This is a genomic window from Blattabacterium cuenoti, from assembly GCF_014252375.1.
Lineage (GTDB): Bacteria > Bacteroidota > Bacteroidia > Flavobacteriales > Blattabacteriaceae > Blattabacterium > Blattabacterium cuenoti_AH.
In genome coordinates, this window is sequence record NZ_CP059221.1 from 320,001 (window position 1) to 338,066 (window position 18,066).

Below are 18,066 nucleotides of genomic sequence, written 5' to 3' on the forward strand. Positions count from 1 at the left end.
AGGATTATCACCTTCTTTGATTGATTTTTCCAAATCATTTTGTTATAAGAAAATATTCCATATAATTGTAGTCCTACAACACCATTAAAGCCTAAACTATAATGGTTTGGGCTGTTCCACTTTCGCTCGCCACTACTGATGGAATCACTAAATTGTTTTATTTTCCTCTAGATACTTAGATGTTTCAGTTCTCTAGGTTTGCTTTAGTCTAATATGAAATATTAGATAATATCATATTATATGATAGGTTTCCCCATTCGGAAATCTGCGGATTAATTTGTATGTGCCAATCCCCGCAGCTTATCGCAGCTTATCACGTCCTTCATCGCCTCTCAGAGCCAAGGCATCCACCATACGCTCTTCTTTCGCTTTTTTTTACCCTTATTCCTCACTATTGTATATTTATTATATTTCAAAGAACATTTTGAATGGAGAATATCGGAATTGAACCGATGACCTCCTGCGTGCAAAACAGGCGCTCTATCCATCTGAGCTAATTCCCCTATTCTGTTTACGTTATGAATAGTCTCGCGCGGAATTGAACCGCGGACCTCTACATTATCAGTGTAGCGCTCTAACCATCTGAGCTACGAGACTGATTTTATAAAATCAATCTCAATCTCAATACCAAATTTATAAAATATTTTAATCAAAATATAAAAAAGCTTCTACTAATTTTAAGAATTCTTTGAACAAAAACTCTAAAAAAGAGATGTTCCAGCCGCACCTTCCGGTACGGCTACCTTGTTACGACTTAGCCCCAGTCATCGATTTTACCTTAAGCAGTTCCTTTTATGGTTACCGATTTCAGGTCCCTCCGACTTCCATGGCTTGACGGGCGGTGTGTACAAGGCCCGGGAACGTATTCACCGCATCATGGCTGATATGCGATTACTAGCGATTCCAGCTTCATAGAGTCGAGTTGCAGACTCCAATCCGAACTGAGACCAGTTTTTAGAGATTAGCTTTTGATTACTCAATAGCAACCCTTTGTACTGGCCATTGTAGCACGTGTGTAGCCCAAGGTATAAGAGCCGTGATGATTTGACGTCATCCTCACCTTCCTCTCGACTTACGTCGGCAGTCTTGTTAGAGTCCCCGACATTACTCGTTGGCAACTAACAACAAGGGTTGCGCTCGTTGAGGGACTTAACCCAACACCTCACGGCACGAGCTGACGACAACCATGCAGCATCTTGCACTCCGTCCGAAGACTAAACTATTTCTAGCTTATTCGTAGTTCATTTAAACCTTGGTAAGGTTCCTCGCGTATCATCGAATTAAACCACATGCTCCACCGCTTGTGCGGGCCCCCGTCAATTCCTTTGAGTTTCAGTCTTGCGACCGTACTCCCCAGGTGGATCACTTATTACTTTCGCTTAGTCACTGAATAAAAATCCAATAACTAGTGATCATCGTTTACGGCGTGGACTACCAGGGTATCTAATCCTGTTTGCTCCCCACGCTTTCGTGCCTCAGCGTCAGTATAGATTTAGTAACCTGCTTTCGCGATCGGTGTTCTGTGTGATATCTATGCATTTCACCGCTACACCACACATTCCAGCTACTCCAATCTCACTCAAGTTTATCAGTTTCAATAGCAATTTTAACAGTTAAGCTGTAATATTTCACCACTGACTTAATAAACCGCCTACGCACCCTTTAAACCCAATAAATCCGGATAACGCTTGTGTCCCCCGTATTACCGCGGCTGCTGGCACGGAGTTTGCCGACACTTATTCGTATAGTACATTCACAATTCTTAATAATAAGAATTTTTATTCCTAAACAAAAGCAGTTTACAACCTATTAAGGCCTTATTCCTGCACGCGGCGTGGCTGGTTCAGAGTTTCCTCCATTGACCAATATTCCTCACTGCTGCCTCCCGTAAGAGTCTGGTCCGTGTCTCAGTACCAGTGTGGGGGATCACCCTCTCAGGCCCCCTACCGATTGTCGTCTTGGTAAGCCATTACCTCACCAACTAACTAATCGGACATACGCTCATCTTTTGCCACATTTCTGCTTTAATAATGAAATCATGCGATAACATTACATTATAGAATATTAATTTGAGTTTCCTCAAGCTATTTTCTTGCAAAAGGTAGATTACGTATGCATTACGCACCCGTTCGCCGGTCGCCATCAAATTATATTAGAAATATAATTCATGTTGCCCCTCGACTTGCATGTGTTAAGCCCGCCGCTAGCGTTCATCCTGAGCCAGGATCAAACTCTCCGTTGTAAAAAAATTAATTGAAAATTTGTTAAAGGATCCTTGACTATTAGCTAGAAGCTTTTTAATGTTTTATATTTAATTCTAAAATATTTATAAAGACAAAGAACAATCGAAATGATGTCTCATTTATAAAATGAATAAATCAATTCAAGAATGCAATTATACATATTTTTTTTAAAAAAAACAAATTTAAAAAAAAATATTATATATTATGTTGTAAATTTTTTAAATTTTTTATTAAATAAAGAAAAAGAAACTGAAATTATGAGAACTTCAGATTTTAATTTTGAAAATCCTTTTAATCTTCTTGCAAAATTTCCATCTAATGAAAGAGATGAATCTAAATTAATGATAATTCATAAAAATGATAAAAAAATTGAACATAAATTATTTAAAGATTTACATTATTATTTCAATGAAGGAGATTCAATAATATTGAATAATACAAAAGTATTTCCTGCAAGATTACTGGGTAATAAAGAAAAAACAGAAGCAAAAATAGAAGTTTTTTTACTTAGAGAATTAGATAAGGAAGATAGAACATGGGATGTTCTAGTTGATCCAGCTAGAAAAGTAAGAGTAGGTAATAAATTAAATTTTGGATATGGATTGTCAGGAGAAGTAATAGATAATACAACTTCTAGAGGTAGGATCTTGCAACTTAATTTTAACGGAGATCATAATGATCTAATAAAAAAAATAAAAGAAATAGGAAAAACTCCATTACCAAAATATATAAATAGAGATCCAGAAGAAATTGATAAAAAAAGATATCAAACCGTATATGCAAAAAAAGAGGGATCAGTTGCTGCTCCTACAGCAGGATTACATTTTTCTAAACATCTTTTAAAGAAATTAGAAATAAAAGGAGTTAATTTAGTAGAAATTACTCTTCATTTAGGTTTAGGCAGTTTTATACCAGTAGAGGTAGAAGATATATCTAAACATAAAATGGATTCTGAAAAATGTTTAATAGATAAAAAATCATGTGATATAATTAATAAAACAATAAAAAATAAGAAAAGAGTTTGTGCTGTAGGTACTTCTTCTATGAGAGCTATAGAAAGCTCTATTTCTTCTGAAAGAAATCTTAATCCATTTTTTGGATGGACTAATAAATTTATTTTTCCACCTTATAATTTTAGTATTGCTAACTCTATGATCACAAATTTTCATATGCCAAAATCAACATTAATAATGATGACTGCGGCTTTTACTGGATTCAGTTTATTAATGAAAGCATATAAAATAGCAATACAAAAAAAATATAGATTTTACTCATATGGAGATGTAATGTTAATTTTATAAAAATATTAGTTCATTAACTAATTATGAAAGAACTTTTAGAAAAAGCAAAAAAACCTATAAGTAAAGAAATAAAAATATTTGAAAAACAATTTTTTAATATAATAAAAAGTGACGTTAACCTGATAAATAAAATTAGCAATTATATTTTACAAAAAAGAGGAAAAATGATTCGTCCAATATTTGTTTTTTTAATTGCAAAAATGTTTGGAAAAATACAAAAAAAAACATATCATACAGCATATTTAATAGAATTAATACATAACGCAACACTTGTTCATGACGATGTTATTGATAACAGTAATTTAAGAAGAGGATTTTCTTCTATTAATTCTTTATGGAAAAATAAAATAGCAATTTTAATTGGAGATTATTTACTATCTAAAAGTTTATTATTAGCCAGTAATAACAATTATTTAGATTTATTAAAAATTATTTGTAAAACATTAAATAATATGAGTGAAGGGGAATTATTACAAATAGAAAAATCTCCCAATATTTCTGAAAAAATTTATGATAAAATTATTTATAAAAAAACAGCTAATTTAATTGCTACATCTTGTGAATGTGGAGCAATATCTGTTAATGCAGATAATAAAAATATATTGAATATGAGAGAATTTGGTACTTTAATTGGAATTGCATTTCAGATAAAAGATGATTTATTTGATTATGGATATAATAATATTGGAAAACCAATAGGAATTGATTTAAAAGAAAAAAAAATAACATTACCAATAATTTATACCATAAAAAAAGCATCTGTAAATGATAAAAATACAATTTTAGATTGTATCAAAAATTATAATGAAGAAAAAAGAAAAGAAATAATATTTATTGTTAATAAATATGGAGGATTGAAATACGCTATTAAAAAAATGATGAATTTTTATAAAAAATCATTAGAAATATTAGAATTATATCCTGAATGTATAGCAAAAGAATCATTAAAAATTATGACAAAATTTATTATTAAAAGAAATAAATAATAAATTAAAAAAATGAAAAAAAATTTAGTTATTGTAGAATCCCCGACTAAAGCTAAAACAATACAAAAATTTTTGGGAAATAATTATCATGTTATTTCTAGTTATGGACATATAATGGATTTACCAGAAAAAAAATTAGGAATTCAAATTGAAAACAATTTTACTCCTGATTATGTAATATTAAACAAAAAAAAAAAGATAGTAAATAATATAAAAAAATTAATAAAAGATTTTAATATAATATGGATTGCCTCTGATGAGGATCGTGAAGGTGAATCAATTGCGTATCAAATTAAAAAAATATTTTTTTCACCTGAAAAAATATATAAAAGAATTGTATTTAATGAAGTTACAAAAAATGCAATAATAAAATCTATAAATAATCCAAGATCATTAAATTTTAATTTAATTTATGCACAACAAGCAAGAAGAATCATAGATAGATTAGTTGGATTTAAATTATCTCCTTTATTATGGAAAAAAATTAAACCTAAACTTTCTGCAGGTAGAGTACAATCTATTGCTGTTAGACTTATTGTAGAAAGAGAAAATAAAATAAAAAATATAATTCCAATTAAAACTTTTAAAATAAATGGAATCTTTAAAAAAGACGATCAAATTATTTATACAAAATTTAATGAAAATATAGAAAATAAAAGAAAAGTTAAAGAATTAATGAAATCATTTATTAACAATAATTTTTTTGTTGAAAAAATTATAGAAAATATTGAAAAAAAATCTCCATCTTATCCATTTACTACATCATCTCTTCAACAAGAATCATTTAATAAATTAAGATTTTCTATATCTAAAACTATGTTTCTTGCCCAAGAATTATATGAAAAAGGTTATATAACATATATTCGTACAGATAGTCAAAAATTATCTTCTATTATTATTTCAGAAATAAAAAAATATGTATTAAACACTTATGGGGATAAATATTTATCAATTAGAGTAAATAAATCATCTAATAAAAAATTTTCTCAAGAATCTCATGAAGCGATTAGACCTACAGTTATTAATTATGATAGCAGTTATTTAAAATTATTAAATAAAAATGAAAAAATGCTTTATAAATTAATATGGAATCGTACTATTATGAGTCAAATGAAAGATGCAATTTTTAGAAAAAAATTTTTTTACATAAAATTTTCTAATTTAAATAACTTTTTTATTGGAAATGATAAAATAATTGAATTTGATGGTTTTATGAAAATAAAAAATATAGATAAAAATAATTTGTTTTCATTAAAAATAAAAAAAGGATCTTCTTTAGAAAGAGTAGAAATAATTGCAAAACAAATTATAAAGAATAATTCACATAGATATAATGAATCATCATTAGTTAAGGATTTAGAAAATCTTGGGATAGGAAGACCATCAACTTATGTTCCTATAATTTCTACAATAAAAAATAAAAATTATGTTAATATTCAGAAAATTATTAAAGAAAAAAATTTTTATGAAATTTTTATATTAAAAGAAAAAAGTAATGTTATATCTAATATTAATGAAAATAAAATTAGAATAGAAAGAAATAAATTTATTCCTACAGAAATAGGGACAATAATAACAAATTTTTTAAAAAAATATTTTAAAGAAATAGTAAACTACAATTTTACTGCAGATTTAGAAAAAAAATTTGATGACGTTTCTAAAGGGAATTTATCTTGGACAAGTGTAATACAAGATTTCTACAAAAATTTTGAAAAAAAATTATTTTATGTTAATAATAATGTTAAAAAAATTTATAATAAACATTATATAGGAATAGATCCAAAATCTAATAAAAAAATATTTACAAGAATAGCAAAATTTGGCCCCGTAATACAATTAGGAGATTTTGAAAAGAACAAAGAAAAACCAAAATTTTTTCCATTATTAAATAATCATAAAATTGATTCAATATCATTAAATAATGCTATAAATATAATAAATTTACCTAGATCTATAGGGTTTTTTAGAAAAAAAGAAATATTATTAAAAATGAATAAATATAATGTGTATATAAAATATAACAATAAATTAATACCAATAGAAAAAGAAGAATTTTTTAATAATAAAATTAATCTAAAAAAAGCTATTAATATTATTAATAATTTTGAAAAAAAAACGGTTAGTGATCAAAATACCTTTGATTTAAATAAGTAGTAGGATAAGCTTGATCATGACCTGTTCTTTTAACATGATCTAAATATATAGGAATATAAGATAATGCTTTTACTCTATCAGATAAAGACATGTTATTCCATATATTCTCAGCCATTTTTTTTTTCCCTACTTTATATTTATAATCTATCCAAAACCTATTAAATGATAAATCTGTAGGTATTTCTTCTATAGAAAAAGATAATTTTGATTCTTTCATTTTGTTAATAATAGATTCATTATAAGGAAGATATTTTCCAATCCATATATAATGAGACAGTGATAATTTATTAGGAAATATAATTTCTCTTAAATAACCATTCAAATCATATTTAAATACAATCTCTCCAGACACCAAATTACTTCTAAATATATATTGTTTACCTTTCATTAATTTATACTAAATAATAAAATTTTTAATTTTTTTTACTTAAAAAAGTATGATAACCAGTATGATAACCAATATAATAAACCAATATGATAACCAATATAATAAAAATGATAAATATTAAATTTAAAAAATATTATTAATAAATATATAATTAAATATTAATAAAAAAAATATGTTATATATAGTTCCTACTCCTATAGGAAATTTAGAAGATTTTTCTTTTAGAAGTATAAGAATTTTAAAAGAAGTAGATTTTATTTTAGTTGAAAGCTATAAAATATCTATTAAATTATTAAAATTTTATAATATAAATACAAAATTAATAAAATATAATATGTATAATGAATGGAAAACTATTCCATTTATTATTAATAATATAAAACAAGGGAAAAATATAGCATTAATATCTGATGCTGGAACACCTGGAATTTCTGATCCTGGATATTTACTAATTAAACATTGTATAGAATCATCTATTTATGTAGATTGTTTGCCAGGTCCTACTGCATTAATTCCATCATTAATAATATCAGGTTTTCCAATAGATGAATTTTTATTTATTGGATTTTTACCAAAAAAAAAAAGAAATTTAAAATTAAATAGTTTATCTAAAGAAAATAGAACTATTGTTTTATATGAATCTCCTCATAGATTATTAAAGACATTAAATGATATAAAAACATTTTTTGGAGAAAACAAAAATATTGTTTTATGTAAAGAAATATCCAAATATTATCAAAATATATTTAGAGGAAATGTAAAAGATATTTTATTTTTTTATAAAAAAAATGTAAATAAGATATTAGGAGAATATACAATAATTATAGGAAAATAATTACTAAACATATTTTTTTTCAATTAAAAATTTTGCTATTTGAATAGCATTAGTTGCTGACCCTTTTCTTAAATTATCTGATACAATCCAAATATTAATAGAATTTTTACATGAATTATCTTTTCTTATTCTACCAACAAAAACTTCATCTTTTCCATGAGAAAAAATTGGCATTGGATAAATATTATTTACAGGATCATCTTGGACTATTACACCTTTTGTTTTATTTAAAATTTCTTTAATATAATTTATTTTTACATTTTTTCTAAATGTTATATTAACGCTTTCAGAATGTCCTCCAATAACTGGGACTCTAACTGAAGTAGCTGTTATAGAAATACTATTATCATTAATTATTTTTTTAGTTTCGTTTATTAATTTCATTTCTTCTATAGTATATCCATTTTTTAAAAAACTATCGCATTGTGGAATAACATTTTGATGAATTTTATATGGATAAATTTTTTTTTTAGAAAATCCCTTTAATTTTTCCTCTTCTAGTTGATCTAATGCTTTTTTACCTGTTCCTGTTACTGACTGATAAGTAGAAACTATTACTCTTTTTATAGAGAAAATTTTATGTAAAGGATTTAATATCATTGCTAATTGTATAGTTGAACAATTTGGATTTGCAATAATTTTATCTTTTTTTTCTAATAAAAAACTATTTATTTCCGGAATAATCAATTTTTTTTCAGGATCCATCCTCCATGCAGATGAATTATCTATTACATAAGATCCAATTTCAAAAAATTTTTCGGCCCAATTTTTTGATATTATTGATCCAGCTGAAAATAAAACTATATCTGGTTTTTTTAAAATTAATTCATTTATTCCAATTATTTTATAACTTTTTCCTTTAAAAAAAATTTCATTTCCAATGGAACGATGTGATGCAGATAAATATAAATCAAATAAAATTTTTTCTTTTTCAAGAATCTTCATCATAACTCTACCAACCATACCGGTAGCACCAACTATTCCTAGTTTAAGTTTCATAAATAAATTTTAAAAATCAAATTTATACATTAATTAATGATTAAACAAAGTAAAATAATTATTTTATCTGGCCCATCTGGTAGTGGAAAAACTACTATATCAAATTATCTTATATCAAAAATTCCAAATTTAAAATTATCTATATCATGTACAACAAGAAAAATTAGAAAAAATGAAAAAAATGGAAAAGATTATTTTTTTATTTCTAAAAAGATTTTTAAATCAAAAATAAAAAAAAATCAATTTTTAGAATGGGAAGAAGTTTACAATAATATTTTTTATGGAACATTAAAAAATGAAATTAATAATTTATTAAAAAAAAAAAAATATATATTATTTGATATTGATGTAAAAGGAAGTATAAATCTAAAAAAATTATATAAAAATGAATCTATATCAATTTTTATACTAACGAATTCTAAAAAAATTTTAAAAAATAGACTTATAAATAGAAAATTAAATAATTATAAAGAAATTAAAATTCGTTTAGAAAAAGTTAAAAAAGAAAATAATTATTCTAATTTATTTGATTTTATTATTTTAAATGAAAAATTGGAAAAAACTAAAAACAAAATATTTAATATAGTATATAATTTTATAAAAAATTAATTTATATATAACTATAACTCCCTAGGTCGGATTCGAACCAACGACACCCTGATTAACAGTCAGGTGCTCTAACCAACTGAGCTACTAGGGATTAATTATTAAAGTAATTAATGATTAATTAATTGGTATTTTTTCTATTCTTTTTCTATGTCTACCTTCATCAAAATCTGTTTTAAAAAAAATTTTTATAATTTCTAATAAATCATTTTTTTTTATAAAACGAGCAGGTAAACTAATTACATTTGCATCATTATGTTTTCTTGCTAAACAAGTTATTTCCTTATTCCATACTAAAGCTGCTCGAATTTTTTTATATTTGTTTGCAATCATTGCTGCACCATTTCCTGTTCCACAAATTACTATTCCAAAAGTAGCAATACCATCATTTACATGTTTAACTGTAGGATGAATAAAATCTGGATAATCTACTTGTTTTCCATTTTTATTATGGAAACCAAAATCTATTATTTTATATCCATTTTTTATCAAAAAATTTTTTATTAAATATTTATAATATACCCCTGTATGATCAGAACCAATAGCTACTATCATTATTACTTACTAAAATTTTTATCGAAAAAATTTTATATTTAATGCAATATAATAAAAAATTTTTTTATATTCTTAGTTTAGGTTGATAACCTAACATAATAATAATATTTACAAATATATAATGAAAAAGATAAAAGATGTAAATGATTTTAATTTTAAAAATAAAATAGCTTTACTAAGAGTAGACTATAATGTTCCAGTTGATAAATATGGAAAAATAACGGATGATACACGTATTAAATATTCTTTACCTACTATAAATAAAATTATTTCTGATGAAGGAAAAATTGTTATTATATCTCATTTTGGAAGACCTAAAGGTATTTTCAATAAAAAATATTCATTAAAATTTTTAATACCAATTTTATCTAAAAAATTAAAAAAATCAATTATTTTTTGTCCAAATGTTATAGGGAATGATACAAAAAATAAAATTAAATACCTAAAAAATGGTAATATTATTTTATTAGAAAATTTACGTTTTTATAGAGAAGAAGAAAAAGGAGATGAACAATTTTCTTATATTTTGTCAAAATATGGAGATATTTATGTAAATGATGCATTTGGAGTTTCTCATAGAAAACATTCATCAATAACAATTGTACCAAAATTTTTTAATAAAAAATGTATAGGACTTTTAATGAAAAAAGAAATTTACAATCTAAGTATTTTTTTTAGTAAAAAAATTAGTAGACCTGTTACTATAATATTAGGTGGTGTAAAAATATCATCAAAATTAAATTTTATAAAAAATTTTATAAATATAGCTGATTATATATTAATAGGAGGTGGTTTATCATATCCATTTATAAAAATGGATAGTGGAAATATAGGAAAATCACTTAATAATATAAAAGAAAAAAAGAAATTAATACAAGAAATATTATATTTAAAAAATAATATAATATATTTTCCAAATGATGTTATTGCTGTTAAAAATGGAAATTTTAATAATATTAAAATAATATCAATTAATAATATACCTAATAATTGGAAAGGATTAGATATAGGACCTAATTCTATAAATAATTTTTGTAAAATTATTAATAAATCTAAAACTATATTATGGAATGGACCAATGGGTTTATTTGAGAATAACAAATTTTCTAAAGGAACTATTTCAATTGCAAAAGAAATTATAAAAATAACAGAAAAAAATTATGCATTTACTATAGTAGGTGGTGGAGATTCCATATATGCATTAAAAATGATAAAAAGTATTGATAAAGTTAGTTACTTATCTACTGGAGGAGGAGCTATGTTAGAATTTTTAGAGAAAAAAACTTTACCAGGAATAAATATAATAAACTAATAAAAAATCAAGTTTTTAATTATATTTGTAATAAACTAAAAAATATGTCATTTAAACTTCCAAAATTATCATATTCATATAAGGATTTTGAACCATATATTGATGAAAAAACTATGGAAATTCACTATAAAAAACATCATTTAACTTATGTGAATAATTTGAATAATATTATTTCTGATACTGATATGAAAGATCTTTCTATAGAAGAAATTTTAAGAAGATCACATATTGAATCACCTGTTGTTAAAAATAATGCAGGAGGAGTTTATAATCATAATTTATTTTGGAAAATATTGATTCCTTCATCAAAATTTATTCCACCAAGCAAATACTTTATTAATATAATAAATGAAAATTTTTCTTCCATGAATAGCTTTAAAAATAAATTTTCAGATATTTCCTTAAAAAAATTTGGATCTGGATGGACATGGCTATGTATTAATAATAATAAAGAGTTAAATATTTGTATCACTAGTAATCAAGATAATCCTATTATGTATGGATCAGAATGTGAAGGAATACCAATATTAGGTCTAGATCTTTGGGAACATGCCTATTATTTAAAATATCAAAATAGAAGATCAGATTATATATCCTCTTTCTGGAAAATAATAAATTGGAAAGAAGTAGAAAATAATTATAATAATTCTATTTTAGAATAAAAATTATATTTTCATTCTATTTATGGCAATAATTATATTAGATAATATAAAATTATTTGGACATCATGGATGTCTACCTGAAGAAAAATTAGTTGGTTCTAATTTTTCTATAAAATTAGAAGTAAAGATAGACATTAATAATGTATTTAATGATGATATATATGAAACTGTTGATTACGTATCTCTTTACAATATAATTAAGGAAGAAATGAAAATACCATCAAAAATAATAGAATCTTTAGCAAAAAGAATAATTGATAGAATTAATAAAATAAAAAAAATAAAACATACAAAAATAAAAATATGCAAAGAAAATCCTCCAATAAATGGTAAAATAGATAAATTCTGTATTATAATGGAAAAAAAAATATAATTTTTATGGCACTGTGGCCGAATGGATAAGGCAGAGGTCTGCAAAACCTTTTAAAGCGGTTCGATTCCGCTCTGTGCCTCAAATTAATAAAAATATTAAAAATATAAATAATTGTAATTTAATGAACATTCTTATTTCACAATCTATATATATTGGACCTAATTCACCATATTTAGAGCTTAGCAAAAAAAAAAATGTAAAAATATATTGTAAATCTTTTATAAAAATAATAGATGTATCATCTTCTTATGTAAGAAGACAAAAAATTAATTTTTCTGATTTTAATGCAATTATTTTTTTAAGTAAAAAATCCGTAGATTATTACTTTAGAATTGCTAATTCTATGAGATTTAAAATTCCTACTACTATGAAATATTTTTGTAAAACAGAATCAATAGCTTTTTATTTACAAAAATATATTACTTACAGAAAAAGAAAAATATATACTGGAAAAAAAAATTTTTCAGAATTAATACCTTATATAAAAAATAATTCAAATAAAAAATTTCTTTTACCATCTTCAGATATATTATCATCTCTTGTTCCAAACATGTTAAATAAATTAAAAATTTTTTGGGAAAGAGTAATTTTATATAAAACTGTTTCTAATGATTTATCAGACATAAACATAAAAAACATATATTACGATATTTTAGTTTTTTTTAGTCCTGCTGGTATAAAATCCTTATTTCATAATTTTCCAAAATTTAACCAAAAAAAAACTACAATTGCAACTTTTGGGAAAAATACATTTGATGAAGCATATAAATCAGGTTTAAAAATAGATATAAAAATTCCAAATTCTAAATTTACATCAATGGCTATGGCGTTAGAAGAATATATAAAAAAAACAAAAGAAATTAAATATTATTCTACAGTTACAGATTTTGCTAAATTTCTAGGTTGATCTATATTTTTTCCACGTAAAAAAGCAATTTGATAAGCTAATAACTGAAGAGGTATAACTGTTATTAACGGACTCAATTCTTCAATTGTATCTGGAATATTTATAACATGATCAGCTAACATTCTAACTTGTACATCATCTTTATTAATTAATGCAATGATTTTCCCCCTTCTAGCTTTAATTTCTTGAATATTACTTAACATTTTCTTGTAACTACCTTTTAAAGGAGATATTACAATAACAGGAATATTTTTATCTATTAAAGCCATTGGTCCATGTTTCATTTCTGCTGCAGGGAATCCCTCTGCATGAATGTAAGATATTTCTTTTAATTTTAAAGCACCTTCTAATGCTACTGGAAAATTAATTCCTCTACCTAAATAGATAAAATTATTTGTGTAATACAATAAATTAGATATTTTTTTTATAGAACTATTGTATTTTATTACGTAGTTTATTTTTTCTGGAATTAAACTAAGTTCTTTGCAAATTTCTTTATAAGATAGATCACTTATTATAGACTTATATTTTCCTATTTTAAGAGCTATTAAAGTAAGTATAGTTATTTGTGAAGTAAATGCTTTTGTAGATGCTACACCTATTTCTGGACCAGCATGTATATAAACTCCAGCATTAACGTTTCTAGCAATAGAAGATCCTACTACATTACAAATACCAAAAACAAATGCACCCTTTTTTTTAGCTAGTTTTAAAGCTGATAAAGTATCAGCAGTTTCTCCAGACTGGGATATTACAATAACAATATCTTTTTTTCCAATAATAGGATTTCTATATCTAAATTCTGAAGAATATTCAACTTCAACTGGAATACGTGTATATTTTTCTAATAAATATTCTCCAATTAAACCAGCATGCCATGATGTACCACAAGCTACTATTATAATAGAATTTGCATTAATAAATTTTTCTTTATTAGATTCAATTCCATTTATACAAATAATTTTTTTAGAAATTAATAATCTCCCACGCAAAGTATCTAATATTGTTTTTGGTTGTTCGCATATTTCTTTCAACATAAAATATTTATACTCTCCTTTCTCAATTTCTTTTAAATTTATTTTTAATCTTTTTATAATAGGATTAAGTTTATGATTATTAATAATCTTTCTAAGATCTAATTCCTTATTTTTTTTTAAAATAGCCATTTCTCCATCTTTCATATAGATAACATTTTTAGTATAATTTATAAAAGGTATTGGATCTGATGCTATAAAAAATTCTTTTTTACCAATACCTATTATTAAAGGACTACCTAGTTTAGCTATAATTATTGTTTCTGGATTTGATTTTTCTAAAATAGCAATTGAGTAAGCTCCAATAATTTCATTTAATGAAACTCTTACTGCTTCTTCTAATGATAAATTATTTTCATATTTTATATATTCAATCAAGTTAACTAGAACTTCTGTATCAGTTTTACTATTAAAAGTATAACCATTTTTTAATAAAATAATTTTTATTGCATGATAATTTTCTATAATTCCGTTATGAATCATAACAAGATTATTAGAATTAGATACATGAGGATGAGCATTTATGTCATTTGGTTCTCCATGTGTTGCCCATCTAGTATGTCCTATCCCAACAGTACCTGTTAATTTATTTTTAAAAGAATAGATTTTTTTCTCTAATTCATTAACTTTACCTTTTGTTTTAAATAAGCTATATCCATTTTTATTTATTATAGAAATTCCAGAACTATCATAACCACGATATTCTAATTTTTTTAATCCATTAATAAGAATATGATATGCTTCTCTATACCCTAAATATCCAATTATTCCACACATTATTTTAGTGAAAATTATAAATATTTTTTAAAAATTTATTCATTATTTATAAAATTGTTTATAAATAGCTTCTATTTCATCTGATGATGAATATGAATATTTCAATATTTTATTTTTTTTTATAAAATCTTCTATTTCATCTTCAAATGAAATATCTCCTTTTATTATTCCATCAGAAAAATATATACATAACTTTGTTAAGTTAATATAATTTGGATTTTTTAAAAGATCTAATTCTTTAGATTCAATTCCATCAAATTTTATTTTTTTTATTATTTCTTTGTTAAGAATACCATTAAATAATTTGTTATAAATAGAGGAAATTATTTTCGTTTCTTTATATATAATCTCATTTTTGAAATATTTTTTTATATATAATGGAATAAAATAACTAATCCATCCATATAAATGAATAATATCTGGTTTCCAATTTAATTTTTTAACAGTTTCTAATACTCCTTTAGCAAAAAAAAGAGCTCTTTCATCGTTATCTTCAAAAAAGATACCATTTTCATCTTTATCAATAGCTTTCCTTTTAAAGTACTCTTCATTATCTATAAAATAAACTTGCAATCTGACATCAGGAATAGAAGCTACTTTTATCAAAAGTGATTGATATACATCATTAATAATTAAATTCATGCCTGACAAACGAATTACTTCATGTAATTGATGTCTTCTTTCATTTATTATTCCAAATCTAGGCATAAATATCCGTACATCATTTCCTACAGATTGCATAAATTTAATAGTTTTTGAAACTGATAAAGAAATTGAATTTTTTGAAGAAAAAGGAAACAAATATGAAGAAACATATAATATGCGTTTACCTGTCATCTTTTTAAGGATTTTATTTTTGAAATATATAAAAAAAAGGATAACTGCAAATATAAAAAATAATATCCAATTTATGGATATAAAAAAATTAAATTTTAAAAAAAATTTTTAAGATATATAAATAATTTTGTTAATTATGAAATTAAAAAACAAAAATAATAAAATTAATTTTAAAAAAAATCGTAATAATTATAATTATAGTAATGGCATAATTAATATAACAAATCAAGGTTATGCTTTTGTAAAAATAAAAAAAAATAATAAAACTATTTTTATTCCTAAAAATAAAATTAATAGATCTTTAGAGGGAGATACAGTTAAAGTTAAGTTTAAAAAAAATATCAATAAAATTAAAATAAAAGGAGAAATAATAAAAATATTAAAAAGAAAAACAAAAAAGTTTGTTGGTATTTTAAAAAAAAATTATAAAGACTATTGTTTTAATCCAAAAAACAATAATTTTATTGTTTGCAATAAAATTATTGTTAATATACCAAAAATTAAATCAGAAAAATATAAAAATAATTATAAAGTTTTAGTTGAGATAACTTCTTGGCCAAAAAATTTAAAAAATCCATTAGGAAAAATATTAAAAGTATTTGGAAAAGTTGGAGAATATAAAACTGAACTTTATTCTTTATTGGAAGAATATAATATTTCTTATAAATTTTCTAAAAATATAGAAAAAGAAGCAAAAAAAATATTTTCAAAAGGAATTTTGAATTCTAAATTAGAATTAAGAAAAGATATGAGAAATATTAATACATTTACTATAGACCCAAGTAATGCAAAAGATTTTGATGATGCTATTTCAATTAGGGAAATTAATAATAAAATTTGGGAAATAGGTATTCATATATCTGATGTTACATATTTTATTAAAGAAAATAGTGAATTAGACAAGGAAGCGTACTTAAGAAATACATCTATTTACTTAATAGAAAAAGTTATACCTATGTTACCTAATATTTTATCTAATGAACTTTGTTCTTTAAAACCTAAAAAAGATAAACTAAGTTTTTCTGTAATTTTTAATATTAACGAAAAAGGAGAATTATTAAAAAGTTGGATTGGAAAAACAATTATAAGATCTGATAAAAAATTTACTTATGATGAAGTACAAAAAATAATAAATGAAAAAAAAGGATTTTTTTATAAAGAAATTAATACTTTATTTTTATTATCTAAAAAATTAATTAATAAAAGATTAAATAATGGATCTATTTTTTTAGATAGAATTGAAGCAAAATTTAAGTTGGATAAAAATAATAATCCAAAATCTATAGTTTTAGAAAAAAATAATGAAGCTCATTCTATAATAGAAGAATTTATGTTACTAACTAATAAAAAAGTATCAGAATTTGTAAGTAATAAAATAACAAAGAAACCATATATATATAGAATACATGATAAACCAGATTACGAAAAAATTTTTGTTCTAAAAAAAATTATAAAACCTTTAGGTTATTTTTTAGATTTAAATAACATAAAAGATTCTATAAACCATTTATTAAAAAAAATAAAAGGTAAACCTGAACAAAATATGATTGAAAATTTAATTTTACGTTCTATGAATAAAGCTAAATATTCAACAAAAAATATAGGACATTATGGATTATCTTTTATTTATTATACTCATTTTACTTCTCCTATTAGGAGATATTCTGATATAATAGCTCATAGATTATTAAATAATTATTTATTAAATAAAAAAGTAAAATCCGTAGATTTTTACGAAAAACAATCACAATACTGTAGTTATAAGGAACGTGTAGCCATAGATATTGAAAGAGATTTTTTAAAATATATACAAATAAAATTTTTAAAAAATTTTTTAGGAAAAGAATTTGATGGAGTTATAACTGGATTTACAGAATGGGGGGTTTACATTGATATAATACAGTTTCAAACAGAAGGAATGATAAAATTACGTGATATAAAAGAAGATAGTTACACTCTAGATCCAAATGGTCATAGTATAATAGGTAAAAATAAAAAAAATTATTATTTATTAGGAGATAAAGTAAAAGTAAAATTAATAAATATAGATTTAGAAAAAAAAAGAATTATTTTAAACTGGATAAAAAAATAAAAAAT

Annotated in this window: 15 protein-coding genes, 4 tRNA genes and 2 rRNA genes (1 of these 21 cut by a window edge); 11 read left to right on the forward strand and 10 right to left on the reverse strand. The window is 23.3% G+C overall.

Annotated elements, in window-relative coordinates:
* The 4 genes from H0H34_RS01545 to H0H34_RS01560 form a co-directional block, all read right to left on the reverse strand.
* Positions 1-375: ribosomal RNA gene (locus tag H0H34_RS01545) — 23S ribosomal RNA — on the reverse strand (it extends 2,554 nt beyond the left edge of the window).
* A gap of 54 nt (positions 376-429) precedes the next feature.
* Positions 430-503 (reverse strand) — tRNA-Ala (locus H0H34_RS01550).
* A gap of 20 nt (positions 504-523) precedes the next feature.
* A tRNA-Ile gene (locus H0H34_RS01555) sits at positions 524-597 on the reverse strand.
* A 108-nt stretch (positions 598-705) separates the two neighbouring features.
* A 16S ribosomal RNA gene (locus tag H0H34_RS01560) occupies positions 706-2,242 on the reverse strand.
* Together the 16S and 23S rRNA genes with 2 tRNA genes alongside form the textbook arrangement of a ribosomal RNA operon.
* A gap of 258 nt (positions 2,243-2,500) precedes the next feature.
* Here H0H34_RS01560 and queA point away from each other — a divergent pair.
* The 3 genes from queA to topA are packed head-to-tail and all read left to right on the forward strand — an operon-like array spanning position 2,501 to position 6,684.
* A complete protein-coding gene (queA, locus tag H0H34_RS01565; protein ID WP_185873566.1) occupies positions 2,501-3,544 on the forward strand; it encodes a tRNA preQ1(34) S-adenosylmethionine ribosyltransferase-isomerase QueA in 1,044 nt (347 codons plus the stop codon).
* A gap of 23 nt (positions 3,545-3,567) precedes the next feature.
* Positions 3,568-4,530: a polyprenyl synthetase family protein gene (locus tag H0H34_RS01570; RefSeq protein WP_185873068.1), complete on the forward strand. Its 963-nt coding sequence runs from the start codon at positions 3,568-3,570 to the stop codon at positions 4,528-4,530.
* 12 nt (positions 4,531-4,542) lie between these two features.
* The gene (gene topA / locus H0H34_RS01575) at positions 4,543-6,684 is read left to right on the forward strand and encodes a type I DNA topoisomerase (RefSeq protein ID WP_185873069.1); all 2,142 of its coding nucleotides are present in this window, start codon (positions 4,543-4,545) and stop codon (positions 6,682-6,684) included.
* Here topA and H0H34_RS01580 read toward each other — a convergent pair.
* Positions 6,650-7,072, reverse strand: coding sequence for a hypothetical protein (locus tag H0H34_RS01580; protein ID WP_185873070.1), 423 nt, complete (start codon positions 7,070-7,072; stop codon positions 6,650-6,652). The genes topA and H0H34_RS01580 overlap by 35 nt on opposite strands.
* Before the next feature lie 172 nt (positions 7,073-7,244).
* Between H0H34_RS01580 and rsmI the strand changes: the two genes are divergently transcribed.
* Positions 7,245-7,907 (forward strand): 16S rRNA (cytidine(1402)-2'-O)-methyltransferase, encoded by a 663-nt coding sequence (gene rsmI, locus H0H34_RS01585; protein ID WP_185873071.1) that lies wholly within the window; start codon positions 7,245-7,247, stop codon positions 7,905-7,907.
* Positions 7,908-7,910: 3 nt separating this feature from the next.
* Here the strand turns inward: rsmI and H0H34_RS01590 are convergent, their stop codons facing one another.
* Positions 7,911-8,906 carry an aspartate-semialdehyde dehydrogenase gene (locus H0H34_RS01590; RefSeq protein ID WP_185873072.1) on the reverse strand — a complete coding sequence of 332 codons (996 nt, stop codon included), beginning with the start codon at positions 8,904-8,906 and terminating at the stop codon, positions 7,911-7,913.
* A 36-nt stretch (positions 8,907-8,942) separates the two neighbouring features.
* Between H0H34_RS01590 and gmk the strand changes: the two genes are divergently transcribed.
* Entirely contained in the window at positions 8,943-9,515 is a 573-nt protein-coding gene (gene gmk / locus H0H34_RS01595; RefSeq protein WP_317167285.1) for a guanylate kinase, read from the forward strand.
* Positions 9,516-9,532: 17 nt separating this feature from the next.
* Here the strand turns inward: gmk and H0H34_RS01600 are convergent.
* Positions 9,533-9,606 (reverse strand) — tRNA-Asn (locus H0H34_RS01600).
* 23 nt (positions 9,607-9,629) lie between these two features.
* The gene (locus H0H34_RS01605; RefSeq protein ID WP_185873073.1) at positions 9,630-10,067 is read right to left on the reverse strand and encodes an RpiB/LacA/LacB family sugar-phosphate isomerase; all 438 of its coding nucleotides are present in this window, start codon (positions 10,065-10,067) and stop codon (positions 9,630-9,632) included.
* A 121-nt stretch (positions 10,068-10,188) separates the two neighbouring features.
* Between H0H34_RS01605 and H0H34_RS01610 the strand changes: the two genes are divergently transcribed.
* From H0H34_RS01610 to H0H34_RS01630, 5 genes are all read left to right on the forward strand, one after another.
* Complete coding sequence (locus H0H34_RS01610; RefSeq protein WP_185873075.1) at positions 10,189-11,379, forward strand: phosphoglycerate kinase; 1,191 nt, start codon at positions 10,189-10,191, stop codon at positions 11,377-11,379.
* Between the two features lie 44 nt (positions 11,380-11,423).
* Positions 11,424-12,041 carry a superoxide dismutase gene (locus H0H34_RS01615; protein ID WP_185873076.1) on the forward strand — a complete coding sequence of 206 codons (618 nt, stop codon included), beginning with the start codon at positions 11,424-11,426 and terminating at the stop codon, positions 12,039-12,041.
* Between the two features lie 22 nt (positions 12,042-12,063).
* On the forward strand, positions 12,064-12,414 hold the full coding sequence (gene folB, locus H0H34_RS01620; RefSeq protein WP_185873078.1) for a dihydroneopterin aldolase: 351 nt from the start codon (positions 12,064-12,066) through the stop codon (positions 12,412-12,414).
* Between the two features lie 7 nt (positions 12,415-12,421).
* Positions 12,422-12,493 (forward strand) — tRNA-Cys (locus H0H34_RS01625).
* Between the two features lie 42 nt (positions 12,494-12,535).
* Positions 12,536-13,321 carry a uroporphyrinogen-III synthase gene (locus H0H34_RS01630; RefSeq protein ID WP_185873079.1) on the forward strand — a complete coding sequence of 262 codons (786 nt, stop codon included), beginning with the start codon at positions 12,536-12,538 and terminating at the stop codon, positions 13,319-13,321.
* On the opposite strand, the gene glmS is transcribed toward H0H34_RS01630, so the two are convergent.
* A complete protein-coding gene (gene glmS, locus H0H34_RS01635) occupies positions 13,282-15,132 on the reverse strand; it encodes a glutamine--fructose-6-phosphate transaminase (isomerizing) (protein ID WP_185873080.1) in 1,851 nt (616 codons plus the stop codon). The genes H0H34_RS01630 and glmS overlap by 40 nt on opposite strands.
* A gap of 42 nt (positions 15,133-15,174) precedes the next feature.
* Complete coding sequence (locus H0H34_RS01640; protein ID WP_185873081.1) at positions 15,175-15,969, reverse strand: glycogen/starch synthase; 795 nt, start codon at positions 15,967-15,969, stop codon at positions 15,175-15,177.
* Positions 15,970-16,105: 136 nt separating this feature from the next.
* On the opposite strand from H0H34_RS01640, the gene rnr reads away from it, so the two are divergent.
* A complete protein-coding gene (rnr, locus tag H0H34_RS01645; protein ID WP_185873082.1) occupies positions 16,106-18,061 on the forward strand; it encodes a ribonuclease R in 1,956 nt (651 codons plus the stop codon).
* Positions 18,062-18,066 lie beyond the last annotated feature (5 nt).

Bases quoted from the DNA above. Each gene is read 5' to 3' on its own strand.
- queA (WP_185873566.1), top strand. From the start codon at position 2,501: ATGAGAACTTCAGATTTTAATTTTGAAAATCCTTTTAATCTTCTTGCA.
- H0H34_RS01570 (WP_185873068.1), top strand. From the start codon at position 3,568: ATGAAAGAACTTTTAGAAAAAGCAAAAAAACCTATAAGTAAAGAAATA.
- topA (WP_185873069.1), top strand. From the start codon at position 4,543: ATGAAAAAAAATTTAGTTATTGTAGAATCCCCGACTAAAGCTAAAACA.
- H0H34_RS01580 (WP_185873070.1), bottom strand. From the start codon at position 7,072: ATGAAAGGTAAACAATATATATTTAGAAGTAATTTGGTGTCTGGAGAG.
- rsmI (WP_185873071.1), top strand. From the start codon at position 7,245: ATGTTATATATAGTTCCTACTCCTATAGGAAATTTAGAAGATTTTTCT.
- H0H34_RS01590 (WP_185873072.1), bottom strand. From the start codon at position 8,906: ATGAAACTTAAACTAGGAATAGTTGGTGCTACCGGTATGGTTGGTAGA.
- gmk (WP_317167285.1), top strand. From the start codon at position 8,943: ATGATTAAACAAAGTAAAATAATTATTTTATCTGGCCCATCTGGTAGT.
- H0H34_RS01605 (WP_185873073.1), bottom strand. From the start codon at position 10,067: ATGATAGTAGCTATTGGTTCTGATCATACAGGGGTATATTATAAATAT.
- H0H34_RS01610 (WP_185873075.1), top strand. From the start codon at position 10,189: ATGAAAAAGATAAAAGATGTAAATGATTTTAATTTTAAAAATAAAATA.
- H0H34_RS01615 (WP_185873076.1), top strand. From the start codon at position 11,424: ATGTCATTTAAACTTCCAAAATTATCATATTCATATAAGGATTTTGAA.
- folB (WP_185873078.1), top strand. From the start codon at position 12,064: ATGGCAATAATTATATTAGATAATATAAAATTATTTGGACATCATGGA.
- H0H34_RS01630 (WP_185873079.1), top strand. From the start codon at position 12,536: ATGAACATTCTTATTTCACAATCTATATATATTGGACCTAATTCACCA.
- glmS (WP_185873080.1), bottom strand. From the start codon at position 15,132: ATGTGTGGAATAATTGGATATTTAGGGTATAGAGAAGCATATCATATT.
- H0H34_RS01640 (WP_185873081.1), bottom strand. From the start codon at position 15,969: ATGACAGGTAAACGCATATTATATGTTTCTTCATATTTGTTTCCTTTT.
- rnr (WP_185873082.1), top strand. From the start codon at position 16,106: ATGAAATTAAAAAACAAAAATAATAAAATTAATTTTAAAAAAAATCGT.